Annotated in this window: 8 protein-coding genes; 2 read left to right on the top strand and 6 right to left on the bottom strand. The window is 59.6% G+C overall.

Annotated elements, in window-relative coordinates:
• Together ACGKZZ_RS00655 and ACGKZZ_RS00650 are read left to right on the top strand one after the other, a co-directional pair.
• Positions 1-4566, top strand: a complete 4566-nt coding sequence (locus tag ACGKZZ_RS00655; protein WP_411221501.1) for a MupA/Atu3671 family FMN-dependent luciferase-like monooxygenase — start codon at positions 1-3, stop codon at positions 4564-4566.
• Between the two features lie 213 nt (positions 4567-4779).
• On the top strand, positions 4780-6108 hold the full coding sequence (locus tag ACGKZZ_RS00650) for a Wzz/FepE/Etk N-terminal domain-containing protein (RefSeq protein ID WP_411221500.1): 1329 nt from the start codon (positions 4780-4782) through the stop codon (positions 6106-6108).
• Here the strand turns inward: ACGKZZ_RS00650 and ACGKZZ_RS00645 are convergent.
• The 6 genes from ACGKZZ_RS00645 to ACGKZZ_RS00620 all read right to left on the bottom strand — a co-directional run bounded on the left by ACGKZZ_RS00645 (position 6102) and on the right by ACGKZZ_RS00620 (position 13591).
• Positions 6102-7067, bottom strand: a complete 966-nt coding sequence (locus tag ACGKZZ_RS00645; RefSeq protein ID WP_411221499.1) for a CpsD/CapB family tyrosine-protein kinase — start codon at positions 7065-7067, stop codon at positions 6102-6104. The genes ACGKZZ_RS00650 and ACGKZZ_RS00645 overlap by 7 nt on opposite strands.
• 133 nt (positions 7068-7200) lie before the next feature.
• A complete protein-coding gene (locus tag ACGKZZ_RS00640; RefSeq protein WP_411221498.1) occupies positions 7201-9309 on the bottom strand; it encodes an NAD-dependent epimerase/dehydratase family protein in 2109 nt (702 codons plus the stop codon).
• 13 nt (positions 9310-9322) lie between these two features.
• Positions 9323-10291 carry a glycosyltransferase gene (locus ACGKZZ_RS00635; RefSeq protein ID WP_411221497.1) on the bottom strand — a complete coding sequence of 323 codons (969 nt, stop codon included), beginning with the start codon at positions 10289-10291 and terminating at the stop codon, positions 9323-9325.
• A gap of 2 nt (positions 10292-10293) precedes the next feature.
• Positions 10294-11544 carry a glycosyltransferase family 4 protein gene (locus ACGKZZ_RS00630; RefSeq protein ID WP_411221496.1) on the bottom strand — a complete coding sequence of 417 codons (1251 nt, stop codon included), beginning with the start codon at positions 11542-11544 and terminating at the stop codon, positions 10294-10296.
• Complete coding sequence (locus tag ACGKZZ_RS00625) at positions 11541-12476, bottom strand: NAD-dependent epimerase/dehydratase family protein (RefSeq protein WP_411221495.1); 936 nt, start codon at positions 12474-12476, stop codon at positions 11541-11543. Before ACGKZZ_RS00625 ends, ACGKZZ_RS00630 begins: the two co-directional genes overlap by 4 nt.
• Positions 12464-13591, bottom strand: coding sequence for a Gfo/Idh/MocA family protein (locus ACGKZZ_RS00620; RefSeq protein WP_411221494.1), 1128 nt, complete (start codon positions 13589-13591; stop codon positions 12464-12466). The genes ACGKZZ_RS00625 and ACGKZZ_RS00620 overlap by 13 nt, the downstream gene beginning before the upstream one ends.
• Positions 13592-13735: the final 144 nt, after the last annotated feature.

Genomic DNA, 13735 nt, shown 5'->3' with positions numbered 1-13735 from the left:
ATGGCCTCATTCGACTGCATCATCATTGGTGATGAAAGCCTGACATTGCACTGCGCGGACACCTTGGTTTCGCAAGGTCATGCGTTGCGCGCACTGGTCACCGATAATCGCGACCTGATCGCGTGGGCGACAGGACGCAACATCGACGTGCTTCCTCATGGTCCGGCTCTGGTTGAACGCTTTGCAGATGAACCTGTCGACTGGATACTCAGCATCGCAAACCTGAACCTTCTGGCGCGCGAAGTCTTGGCATTGGCTCGCAAGGGGGCGGTGAATTTCCACGACGGACCATTGCCCCGTCACGCGGGTTTGAATGCGCCCGTCTGGGCGCGGATCGCTGGAGAAACGACGCACGGGATCACATGGCATCTGATCGACGAGGGTGTGGATACCGGCGACATCTTGTTACAGCGCTTCTTCGATATCGCCCCCGATGACACCGCACTGACGCTGAACACAAAGTGTTTCGAAGCCGGTTTGACCAGCTTTTCCGATCTTCTGTCCGAGTTGTCCAATGATCTGCCGAACCGGCAATCTCAAGCGCCAGAAGACCGCAGCTATCACGCGCTCAGCGATCGGCCCGAAGCAAATGGGATGCTGCGGATTGACGGTTCGGCGGATGATGCTCTGCGCTTGATCTACGGATTGAACCACGGCCCCTATTGGAACCCGCTCTGCACCGCCAAAATGAGCGTCGGCAAGACGATTGTTCATGTCGGCAAGGCCAGGAAAACCGCAAGTAGTGCCGCGCCCGGAACGATTATCGAAGTCGAACGCACCCAAATGACCATCGCTTTTGGCGATGCAGCGCTGACGGTGTCCGAGCTTGTGGCGGCGGATGGATCAGCCTTTGAACCTGTCCGTCACGTCGCCGTCGGAGATATCCTACCGATTCTATCTGAAGTGGAACGGCGCGACATCACAACCAAAATGCGCAATATCGCCATGCACGACCAACACTGGCGGCGCGCGCTTGCCGGAATAAACCCGCTCGCTGTACCGTTTCAGTCCGTTGGCGAAACCGACGTTGCAACCGAGTCGACCGATATCCCTGCGCATCATCTTGGTCCGGCACTTGGAATTGTCGCAAAGCGCCTCTCGTCACAGCCACAGACCGTGATTGCGTATGCCAATGATCGTGTAGCACATTGCGAAGTGCAGGGTCTTGTCAGCCCTTGGGTGCCACTCGCGATTGGTGCGTTGCACGAACCGTTGCCCAACATCACCTCAAGCTTTGCTGCCGATCTGCCACTTCGAGATCCAGACCTGTCACCACTCGAAACCCCGGCGCTGGGCATGTCTGACAATGTCAGCGTTATTCCAGGTACGGCAATCACGTTCGAGGGCCGCGCTGACGGGGTTATCGTCCATACCGACTCCGGTCGCATCGACGCGGACTATGCGCGCGTGTTGATCCGCCGGGTGCGCTGGATCGCGCAGCAGCTTGCAGATGGAAAACAACACGCCGCAATCGACCATCTCCCTCCGGGTGAGATGCGAGACGTGATCGAGGCGTTCAACGCCACCGACACGGCGCTCAACGGGAGTGAGACCATGCACGCCGCGTTTGAAGCGCAAGTCGTGCGTACACCAGACGCCGTCGCTCTGGTCCATGAAAACGACCAAATGACCTATGCGGCGCTGAATGAACGTGCCAATCGGATCGCTCACGTTTTGCGCAAGATGGGAGTGGGCGTTGATACGGTTGTTGGCCTGCACTGTTACCGCGGACCTGATCTGATTGCTGCCGCGTTGGGAATCCTCAAGGCGGGTGGCGCCTATCTTCCGCTTGACCCGGAGTATCCCAAAGAAAGACTGGCGCATTACCTGTCCGACAGCGGTGCCGAAATTGTCGTCAGCCAAAAGGCGCTTCACCCCGATTTGCCCGTAACCCACGCCAAGACGCTCATCCTTGACAATGATCATCGTCTTTCCAAAGCCTCACCCGACAATCCGGAACCTGCCGCGAAACCCGAAAATCTTGCCTATGTGATTTACACATCGGGTTCGACTGGAACGCCGAAAGGTGTGATGGTCGAGCACCGCAATGTGCTGAACTTTTACGCCGGTATGGACGCGGCTGTGCCGCACGATCCCAGTGCGTCGTGGCTCGCTGTCACCAGCCTCAGTTTCGACATCTCCGTATTGGAACTCTTTTACACTATGGCGCGGGGTTTCAAGGTTGTCTTACCGAGCGCAAGCCAGAGAGGCGTTATCTCTGGCGGTATGGTGCGTCAGGCCACGGACGGCATGGAATTTTCGATCTATTACTGGGGCAATGACGATGGGGCAGGGCGCGACAAGTATCGCCTGCTGCTTGAAGGCGCGAAATTTGCGGATGAAAACGGCTTTTGCGCCGTTTGGACGCCGGAACGCCACTTCCACGCGTTTGGTGGGCCTTATCCGAACCCGTCCGTCACCGGTGCCGCCGTCGCCGCCGTGACCCGCAATATCGGCGTGCGCTCCGGCAGCTGCGTGGCACCGCTGCATCATCCCGCGCGTATCGCCGAGGAGTGGGCGGTGATCGATAACCTCACCAACGGTCGCGCAGGACTTGCCATTGCAAGCGGCTGGCAGCCGGACGATTTTGTGCTTCGGCCCGAGAATTCACCACCTGACAACAAAGCAGCCATGTTCGAGGCGATGGATCAGGTCCGCAAACTTTGGCGCGGCGAACCGGTCGCGTTCCCGCGCAAAGATGGCAAGCTTCATGAGGTGATCACGCAACCGCGCCCCGTTTCGCAGGAATTGCCGATTTGGGTCACGACCGCAGGCAACCCCGAAACTTGGCGCGAGGCGGGGCGCAACGGTGCAAATGTTCTGACCCATCTTCTCGGCCAATCCATCCCCGAGGTCGGAGAAAAGATCGCTCTCTACAGGCAGGCATTGCGAGATGCCGGCCATGATCCCGACGCCTTCACGGTGTCGCTGATGCTCCATACGTGCTTGGCCGATACGCGCGAATCTGCACGCGAGATTGCGCGCGAGCCGATGAAAGACTACTTGCGCTCTGCGGCTGGACTGATCAAGCAATACGCTTGGACATTCCCGGCATTTAAAAAGCCCCAAGGTGTCAAGAACGCGTTCGATCTCGATCTCGGAGATCTGAGCGAAGATGACCTTGAAGGAATCCTCGACTTCGCGTTCGAGCGATATTTCAACGAGTCCGGACTGTTCGGAACGATCGACGATGCACTCGCGCGCGTCGACCAGCTCAAACAAATCGGCGTGACCGAAATTGCCTGTCTCATCGACTACGGGATCTCCACCGATCAGGTGCTGGATGGTCTGCGACCACTCGCAGATGTCGTGCGAAAAGCCGCACCCAGCGCCGAACACAAGACGACCGATTTCTCAGTTGCGGCCATGCTGGCCCGTCATGACGTCACGCATCTGCAATGCACTCCGTCAATGGCACGCATGATGCTCATGGACGACGACGCGCGCTCTCAATTGCGCAATCTGAAACACCTGTTCCTTGGAGGCGAGGCGCTTTCCGGAGCTCTGAGGTCTGATCTGTCGAAAGCCACCGACGCGCAGATCACCAATATGTACGGCCCAACTGAAACGACCATCTGGTCTTCGTCCGCGCTGGCTGAAGGGGGTGAAGCAACGGTCAACATCGGATTGCCGATCGCCAACACCCAGCTTTACGTTCTCGATGACAATCTAACGCCGGTCGGGTTCGGCGAAACCGGAGAACTTTGGATTGGCGGGAACGGCGTCGCGCGGGGCTATTGGCAGCGCGACGCGATGACGTCAGATCGGTTTCGCAACAATCCGTTTGCCAAAGGGCGGATGTATCGCGCCGGCGATCTCGTGCAGCGTCGTCCCGATGGCCGCCTGAACTTCCTTGGTCGCGCCGACAGCCAGGTCAAACTGCGCGGGTTTCGCATCGAACTCGGCGAAATCGAAGCCGCAGTGCAAAGTCTGGACGGCGTCACAAATGCTGTGGTTCTCGCGAGAGAGGACGTTCCCGGCGATGTGCGGCTGGTGGCTTATCTGACCAGCACGAAAACGATCGAAACGCAGGCCATGCGCGCTGCGCTTGGCGCGCGCTTGCCCGACTACATGATGCCTGCCCATTTTGTGACGCTGGAATCCTTCCCGGTCACCCCAAATCACAAGATCGACCGGAGCGCGCTACCAGCGCCCGGTGCGCTCCCGGTGCGGCCAAAGCCGGACGCTGCAAGTGCTTCGCCAACGGTCGAACAGGCCGACGAAGCCTTGCGCATGCAAATTGCCGATGTCTGGACAGAAGTTCTTGGCGTGCACGACATCGCCCCGACGTCGAATTTCTTTGATCTGGGCGGTCACTCCTTGCTGGCAGTGCAAACCCATCGCATCTTGCGGGACCGGCTGAACATTCCAAAGCTGTCGATTACCGATATTTTCCAGCACGCGAGTCTTCAGGCGCTGGCGGACCGGGTCGCAAAATTGAGGGGTGATACCAACCGAGTTGGCAATGTCGCACCAATCGTTCCGCCAAACCCGAAAGACCGTGCGCAGGCCCGGACCGATGCGATGGCCCGTCGTCGTGCAATGCGAGCACGTCGGCAAGCGTGAACATGTCTGCCGAGCGAAGACGCGCCTCGGGCTAATACGCTCGATCCCGGCATGTCGGATGCGGTGAACGGAAACGCGTTGTTTCCATGAGCAGGCTGCATTGTGATGGCAATTGGGGCAATTCTTGGCTAAATTGTGGCTCGTCTGTGGCATATCGGGTCCGCGACTCGTGGTTTGACAGATGGGGCGGGGGCCTTGAATTGGAGCTGAAAGGTGCTGTATTTTCAGTCGTTTGATGAGGTGATCTCTGCGATCAAGCGTCGTCTGGGGCTGATCCTGGCAATCGTTCTCCTGGGGTGTCTGGCGTCAGTCGTTTTTGCGCTGATGCGCGAGCCTGTCTATAATGCCATTGCGGTCGTCCAGATCGAGGATGCCCAGGTCACAAGCACGAATTCCAGCGTCGGCACAGTGGCAGAAACCCGCGCCAGCCTTGACGCGCGGCGCACCGTGCGCCTTATCGAACAACGGGTGATGTCGCGCGGTACGCTGTTTGACATCATGGATACCCACAATCTGTTCACCCAAGATCCCGACATGACACCAACCGAGCGTCTGACCGCGATGCGCGAGTCGGTGAGCATCGACGCGATCCTCTCGGGCGAGGCGTGGCAGCCAAACCAATCGGTTTCCGGCATGGTCATCGAGGCAAATTTGAACGATCCGCAAAAGGCGGCCGATGTCGCCAATGACCTTCTTGACCGCGTCATGGAAGAAGCGCGCACCCGTAGCGTGGATCGTGCGCAAGTGGAGCTCGAGTTTTTCGACAGCGAAGAAGCTCGTATCCGGCAGGAGATTATCGCCGCGGAGGCTGAGATTGCCGACTACAAGAGTGCATCCTCCGATGTGCTGCCGTCTAATATCCCCATCCTTCAGGGCGAATTGACCACGCTCAACACGTCTCTTCTGACGCTGCGCCAGCAAATCCTGAGCCTTGAATCCAACACTACGCGCACCCGCCCCGAAGCGCTACAGAGGCAGGTTGGCGTGCTGGAAGATCAGATTGGCCTGATCGAAAACCGCATTGCCGAAATCAATGGCTTGATGGCACGCGCGCCAGCCGTCGAGCGCGAGCTGGCTTCGCTGCAACGCGAGTTGGGGCAATTGAACGAACAGTTCACAGTCATTGCGCGCCGCAAGGCGGATGCCGAGATGAGCCAGAGCCTTGAGCAGCAACGTCAGCTTGCCCGGTTCGAGGTGCTGGAGCGCGCTATTGTGCCAGTCTATCCGATTTCGCGCAGCAAACGCTCGGTTGCAATGCTTGGCGGAGTGGCCAGTGTTCTTCTCGCCCTAGGGGTGGCGTTTGTTCTGGAAATGCTCAATCCGCCCATTCGCAACGCATCGCAGATGGAGCGCGTCTTGGGGGTGCGTCCGGTGATTTCAGTTCCTGTGCTGAACGCAGCAAGCGCCACACCGCGCAAGGGCAACGGGCCCAGATTCGGATGGGGTGTATTGGCTGCAATTCTGCTTGGGGCGATTGCACTGTTGGCCAAACCGCTCGCTCAATTGGCGGGGTTCACGCTCGCGCAGCGGAAGGCTCAATAAGCGTAGTCGCCGCTTTCCGCCTGATCGGCTTTGTTCAACACGATCCCAAGCAGCGGAACCTTGTCACCCAGCCGTCGTTCCGTTTCCTTGATGTCATTGGCGCGCGTCATGCCGCCGCCCGCGACGATCAGCAGAGCATCAAAATAAGGCCGCATCGCCAGAACATCGTCGTTCAAGAGGGCCGGAGGCAGATCAAACAGCATCACGTCCGGTTCCAGCAATGCTTCGATCCGCTCCAGAGCACGCTCGGTCGATCGATCCTGCAGCAACTCTGCCGCATAGGGTTCGACCATGCCATTGAAGCCGATCGCAACGTGCGATCCCGCAGAAATATCGTTTTGCGCAAAGCCTTGTAGATGCCGCTCCGGCGAGATGTCGCCGCGGAGCAGATCGGAAATCACGCCCGGATCGCGAACCCCGAAAACCTTGTGCAGGCTGGGGCTGCGCATATCGAGATCAAGCAAAACCGTCTTGCAGTTCTCCTGCCGTGACAGGCTTATGGCGAGGTTTGCGGCGGTGAACGTCTTACCGCAATTCTTTGTGGGCGATGTGATCGCCACTCGCCGCCATCCGTTTTCAGTCAGCGCCTGCAACATCCGGGTGCGCAGGATATCGAACCGCGTATGTGCCGGGTCGCGCCGCAACGCGGTGACGACATTGCGCTTGGCCAACCGCCTTGCGTCAAGGTCGAAGCGGTCCAGAGATCGCCAGACAGCTTCGGCGTCATGGCGACGGAGGGCGGCAGGCGGTTTTGCCAGCACCAGGGGTGTTTTTGGATCGCGCCCGCTCGGCTGAGTGTGCTCGGTCGCGCGTACGGCTTGCTCTTTTTCCTCTTCCAGCGCCGCCTTTTCCCTCGACTGAGCGTGCGCATCGGATTCGCTGGGCCGCGCGGCGGATCGCGCCGAGTCCGACACCGCCCCACGCCGCTTGCGGCGTTGGAATTTTGGCGTGTCGGTCATGTTGTAACCTCGTTACGCGGCATCGGTTAATATCCGGTTCAATAGCGCCAAAGAAAGACCCAGGTTCCACCTGACAGACTAATCTGTCAGGAATGCGTCCAATTTGAGGGGATTGTTCACCTTTCGCACTCGTTCAAAAGCCAAAAAGGTTGGCCTGCTCAACCGCCTTTTGCACAAACCGGGATTTGTCCGCCTCAGGCACCCATCCTAGTTCCTGCTTGGGTTTGCTGTTGTTGAACGACGAAAGATGCGCTCGGCTCTTCCAATCCGCAAGCGATGGGCGGCTCAATCCCTGCCGCCGCAACGCGTAAGTTTTCAGCGCATGTTTCACGGCATCCGCTGCCCAAAACACTGTCAGATTGCCGGTACTCACGCGCACACGAGCACCCAGCGTCTTGTAAATCGCCTCGAAATAACCTTTCGCGCTCAGCATCGGGTCTCCGATCAGATTATAGCTCTGTCCAATCGCGTCCGGATGTTCACCCATCAGAACCAACCCATCCGCAACATCGTCGATCAGAACGAAAGGCAGGATATTCAAACCGTTGCCCCAGATTCGCACAGCTCCCGCACCATGCCAGCGTCCTATGCCCCAGTGTTGTAGCGGGCCACCATGCCCCAGAACGATTCCAGGCCGAGCAATGACGAGCGGCAAGCCGTCCTTCCTGTACATATCCATCAGGCGGCTTTCGCATTCCGCCTTGGAACGGGCATACATGTTGCGGTCGGTCATATCATCCGGAAAGGGCGTGTCTTCGGTGATCCTGACACTCGGGTCAGACATATCGTAACTCGCAATCGTTCCCGTATAGACCAGCCGTTTGACACCTGCGGCCTGACAAGCTTCGGCTATGCGCATGGCAACGCGCACATCGTGTTCCAGCGCGTCGTCCCAGGTTCCTTCGAGCGACCGCGCAAGATTGTAAACCACGTCGATGCCCTGCATCGCATCGACAAGCCCGTCCTTGTCGTAAAGCGACACAGCCACCGTTTCGACCTCGTCAGGCAGATCGGGAAAGGGCCCGTGTTTGCCTCGGCTCAACACCCGCACGTCCTTGCTCTTTGCGACCAGCGCACGTGTCAACGCACGACCGATGAACCCGGTGCCGCCAATGACCATAGCCGTCGGTTTGGGGTCGCGCGTTTTTCCCTTAGGAGACGCCGGTTGCAATTCGCCGGACGGTAGACACTCCAGCACCTGATCCAGCGCCGTCATCACCTTGACGGCACTCGCACCGGAGAACCGCGCATCCTGCGGTCTGCCCTTGCGCAATGGATCGTAAATCGCCGCGCTCATGCCTTGGAAACTCAGCGCATAGGGTGATTTGCGGTTGAGGGAGACAAGTTGCTTCACCGCGTTGCCGACGCCCTCGCTCAGATGCTGCCAGCCCAGATCCAGTTGTCGGCGCAAGGGGTTGAGCACCAAATCCGAGGCATTCTCGCGCTCGACCACCAACGTATCGGCGGCAAAATCCAGCCGCGCGCGCCCGGAAGATCCGCGAATGGTCAGCGACCGGTCATCGAACGTCTCAACCATCGAAATCGTCAACGTCACGTCGACGCCGCCAGCCTCGGCCATGATCCGCCAACCTTGCTGCCGCGTATCGTCACCGGGCAGCTCGATCGGTTTTGACAGCTGAACCGCTTGCACGTCGGGCACGCCGAACAGATCCACCACGAACCCCATCAGATGCGGGCCAAGTTCCAGCAAGAGGTTCTTCGGCTCGCGCAGCAACCAGATGCCGAACGGCCCGGATCGCAGAGGCGCAAGGGGCAAACACCAATGCACCTCGGCGTTCGAGACACGGCCCAGATCGCCGCGGTCTAGCATTCCCTTCAGCCGGTCGTAGGACGGAAGCCCCATGAAGTTATGTCCGGCGTGAAAGCGCACGCCGTTGTTCTGCGCGGCGGCCTCCACTTCCGCAGTTTCCTGCGCCGAAGTGGCCACCGGTTTTTCGACCAGCACATGCAGTCCTGCCTCCAAGCATTGCAGCGCCAACGGGTGATGCAGATGCGGCGGTGTCAGAATGTGCACGGCGTCGCAGACCTTGGCGTCGATCAAGCCGGCCGCGTCGGAGAATACGCGCACGCCGAGCCGGTCCGCCAGCCCTCTTGCCGCCGCCTCGGACGGGTCGCACACGGCCGTGATCTCGACCCCGTCGGTGGCGCGCAAGGCATCCGCGTGCCAATTGGCGATATAGCCCGCGCCGATAAGCCCGACCCGAATGGTAGGAGATGACATATATTCCAAGCCTTTATTTGTACTCGATAATGCGCATTTGCGCCCGGCTAATCCGGCGCCAGTGGTAGCGGATCATGCCGATCATGTTCGGAAGCTTCGACAGCGTCAGGAAAACCGAATGATGCCGGGCCTCATCGCTTGGCAATCCCTCGCTCTCCAGCCCCCGCATCGTCTTGATGTATGACAGCGCATAAATCGCAAGCACCAGAAGCGGCACCCAAAGAGATAGAAACGCGCCAAAAACCGCGATCAACGGCAAGAGCAACCCAAAGAACCAGCCGCGTCTGCGCTCAAGGACAAAGTAATCGGGGTGCAGATGTCCCACTTGCGCAAACCCATGGCCGGTCCGTTCTGCGCGTTTCCACCATTGCGAAAACCGCGTTGCGTTGCCGTCGTGATGGGACATGGCGCTCGCAATACGGATCAAACGCCAACCCGCCTTGCGCAACCGGGTGCAAAACTCGTCATCCTCTGCGGCGATGACCTCGGGGTTGAACCCGCCCACGGCCTGATACGCGGTGATGCGCACCATCATGTTGCCGCCACAGGCTTCGATCTCGCCGACAGGGCGCTTCCATTCGAAATCGGAAAGCTGGTTATAGACACTCGCATCGCGGCGCAATTCGGCCTGTTCGCCGGTGACCAGACCAAGTGTATCGTCGCCGCGCATGGCGGCTTCGGCTGTGTCGAGCCAACCTTCGGTCATGATGCAATCGCCATCCAGAAACTGCACGATATCGGGCGGGTCGCCATGTGCCATCAACGCCGCGGCGCCTTCATTGCGGGCCCGCGCTGCGGTGAAGGGAACCGACATGTCCAGATCGACCACAGATGCCCCAGCCGCCTTGGCATTGGCAACGCTGTCATCGGTCGACCCGCTGTCGACATACACCACACGACGCGCTTGAGGCGTGACAGAGGCGAGCGATTTGACCAGACGTTCGCCCTCGTTGCGGCCGATCAGAACCACATCAACAGTCATTGTCAGATGCCCTCCGTGGGTCGCAAACCGGGTTTCGGGCCATGATCCGCGTAGGCGGAGATAATCTGCGAAAGCCAGCGCGCCTCGGATTGCGCGTCATATTCGGCCAGCACCTTGGCGCGTCCGGCTTTGCCATAGTCCTTGCGATGTTCGGGGCGGGAAAAAAGATCGTCCAATGCGGCGGTAAACGCCGTGATGTCTCCGGGCGAAACCAGCCGTCCGTTGACGCCATCTTCGACCAGTTCCGGCACACCAGCAATGCGCGTGGTCACGACCGGCACCTGAGCCGCCATCGCCTCCATCAAGACGACAGGCACACCTTCGGCAAAGCTCGGCAAGACAAAAACATCGGTCTGCGCCAATGCGTCCGCAACCTCGGACTGAGATTTGTAGCCCCGAAACACAATGCGATCCTGCAAACCTCGTTGAGTTACGTCAGCTTCCAAGTCAGCGCGGTCAGGCCCGTCACCGATCAAGTCCAAGGTCAGGTCCGGGTGCTTTTCAGCCAAACGGTCAATCGCCTCGATCAGGATGGGCACACCTTTGACGGCGGCAAGTCGTCCGACAAAAAGCGCGCGCTGGCCCGTTCGATCCGGTTTGTCCGCATAGCGGTTCGGGTCAATACCGCAATGGACAATGTGGAACCTCTCCCAGTCATCGGGATGCGAAAAGCACATGAGTTGAGAGCGGCAGAAATGACCGATGCAGGCCACGAACGCGGCGCGTTTGGCTTTTTCGTCGATCCGCCAATGATGCGGTTCGAAAAAGATATCAGGGCCGTGGATGGTAAAACTCCAGCGAATGCACGACAACGCGCCAGCCAGCATCGCGACGGTGCAGGACGCCTTGGCGATGTGGTTATGAAGATGAGTGACGCCTTCGGTCGCCAGCCGATCTGCCAGAACGCCGGCCTCGATGAAATAGATAAGATTATAAACCCGACCTTTCAAACCCTTGGGAGCTGTTTTCCACGCCAGGCCAAGGGCAACAAGATAACGGCGTGGCGTTCTCATCCACCGCATATGGGCCTTCAGCAGAGTGGCCGGCTGTTTGGCCGCGTCCAGCACCTTGAAGGTCCTTTGGTGTTCCGCGCGCTGCTCTGCTCCGACAAGGTGCTCCGCGCCGGTGGTGCGGATCGAACATGTCAGCACGTCATGCCCCAAGGCACGCAGATGCGCCACCTCGCGTTGAATGAACGTGTCGCTGGCGCGAGGGTATTCGCCGGTCAGATAGGCCAGTTTGGGAAGGCTCATTGGGCCGCCTTCCAGTCAGGGGACGGGTCCGGCCAATCTTCAGATCCAAGCGGTTGGTTGGTGCTGTAAACCATGGGGTACGCCCTCTGGCGCAACGTCCGTTCGCGCAGGAGGCCCGGCAGCTTGCCCGAAACTGGGCGCAAGACGCGAGACGCCAATCCCAAGGCGCGGTAGGGAACTTCCACCACTCGTTTCGGCCATCCGGTTTCTTGCAACGCCTTCACCACCTGTCCTCGGGTCGGCAACGCCGGATCAAGAACGACAAAGGTGGCATCTACCTGATTAACCGTCGCCTGAACAAGGGCCGCGGCGCAGCGGTCGACATGGCACATTGGCAGCCGGTCGTCCCCCCCGATTTGCAGCAGAACCGGCCCCAAGCCGATCCCCAGATGCGCGTTCCATAGACGCGATTCATCATACACAATGCCAGGCCGCACGATGGCGAGGCTTTGCAGGTCTGCCGCTCGGGCGAGTTGCTCTTGGCGGACCTTCGCAGCGGAATAGACATCCCGCGCACCCGCCGGGTCTTCCAGCGGGCAATCGTCGGTGAGTTCGCCACCGACGGGCACGTGCGACGTATCGAACACCGCGATGGAGCTGGCGAGCGTGAGATGATCTACCCCCGCCTTCGCCATCGCGGCAAGCAGGGTTTCGGTGCCGCCGATGGTAAGGCGATTGTGTGCGTCGCGGCCACCGGACATGGCCGCAGCGAGGTGTATGACAGCGTCGCACCCGGCCATTGCTGCGGTCAGCTCGGGCAAGGCGTTCCGTACGGTCAGGTCGGTCGAAACGTACGATACGTTCGGTATCTGCTCTCCTTGGGATCGTTGCACGGCAACGACCTGAATACCGGCGCCGAGTGCAGCGCGCACCGTAGCGCGGCCGATAAAACCCGACGCGCCGGTGATGAGAACGCGCTTTACCTGGCCCACGGCATCGGCTCCATCGGATCGCAGCGCGTGGTCATGGATTGCGCGCCCGAGGTTTCACCCGCGTTCTGAATGGCGAGCGTCACTTCGGTCATGTGCAAGGCAAAATCATTGGTCATCCGCGAGGCGCGATTTTCGTGCAGCGCGTCAAGCATTTCAGCGGGGCCGAGCATGAAATTCATCGCGGCCGCTCCCCAGCGTTTCACCTTGGGATGGGTCGGCTGCGACAAGCGCACGCGTCTCGGAAATGGCGATTCCATGAGCCGTCGACGAAGCGTCAAACGCTTGGCAAACGTCACCTTGGCGGCGTTGTCCCAAGCGGCCTTGCAGGTCAGCACGCCGGTGTCACCGACGATCCTGATCCGGTGATCATGCGGCGCGACGATGGAGCAGGTCAACCGTGTGACCGGCCCGTTTTCAAAGAACAACGTGGCGACCGACACATCGGGCGCAAACGGACCGGTGCCGTCCTTGTCGGGAATTGTCTCGGCAGAGGCGGCGACGACTGTGCGCACCGTTCCGAACCAGGCGATCAGCCAGCCGAGGTAGTAGCCCGCGTGTTCCAGCGTGCAGCCGACCCGAAATTCATCCTCGAACGGCCAAGGCGCACCGGAGTCCGAAATCCATTTGCGATATGCGGCTTGCGGAACGAACCCGTCGTCAAGTTCGGCATAGATCAGGCGAGGCGTGCCAGCGATGTCATTGCGAAGCGCGTAGCCAAGGGTTTGCGCGGCTTCGCCCAACATGCTGCATGGCGCAGAGGCCAGCATGAGGTCGGCCGCCTTGGCCTGCGTGTGCAAGGTTTTGGCGTCTTCTATGGTCATCGCCAGCGGTTTTTCGGAATAGGTATGGCAACCGGCCGCAAGGCAGGCGGTGTTTATCTCGAAATGCGCGGACGGGTTGGTGAGGTTCAAAACGATGCCATCGCGCGGATGGGTGTCGAGCAGATGCTCCAGCGAGTCAGCGGCAGGCACCGACCAATGGGCGCAGAAACGGGCCAGTCTTTCGGGATCGTGGTCGAACACATGGGCGATGGTGATGCCGGCCATGGCGTGCAGCGACCTCATGTAAAGATCTGCTACGAACCCGCACCCGATTATGGATACCACACGGCTCATATCGTCTTTCCGACAAACAGAACTCCGCAGCACGCGCGGTGTGTGGGAAAGGAATGTGGGCGATTCACAAGGTCTGCTCTTGGGTCTGCGCTGAGTTTAAGGTGTTCAATCGCACAATCATGGTCATATTTCGACAAAACCCAA

The organism is Marivita sp. S2033, from assembly GCF_046592965.1.
GTDB lineage: Bacteria > Pseudomonadota > Alphaproteobacteria > Rhodobacterales > Rhodobacteraceae > Marivita.
This window is presented reverse-complemented; position numbering and strand designations above follow the sequence as displayed.

Excerpts from the sequence above, each read along its gene's own strand:
- ACGKZZ_RS00640 (WP_411221498.1), bottom strand. The coding sequence starts at position 9,309 with ATGTCATCTCCTACCATTCGGGTCGGGCTTATCGGCGCGGGCTATATC.
- ACGKZZ_RS00645 (WP_411221499.1), bottom strand. The coding sequence starts at position 7,067 with ATGACCGACACGCCAAAATTCCAACGCCGCAAGCGGCGTGGGGCGGTG.
- ACGKZZ_RS00655 (WP_411221501.1), top strand. The coding sequence starts at position 1 with ATGGCCTCATTCGACTGCATCATCATTGGTGATGAAAGCCTGACATTG.
- ACGKZZ_RS00630 (WP_411221496.1), bottom strand. The coding sequence starts at position 11,544 with ATGAGCCTTCCCAAACTGGCCTATCTGACCGGCGAATACCCTCGCGCC.
- ACGKZZ_RS00620 (WP_411221494.1), bottom strand. The coding sequence starts at position 13,591 with ATGAGCCGTGTGGTATCCATAATCGGGTGCGGGTTCGTAGCAGATCTT.
- ACGKZZ_RS00635 (WP_411221497.1), bottom strand. The coding sequence starts at position 10,291 with ATGACTGTTGATGTGGTTCTGATCGGCCGCAACGAGGGCGAACGTCTG.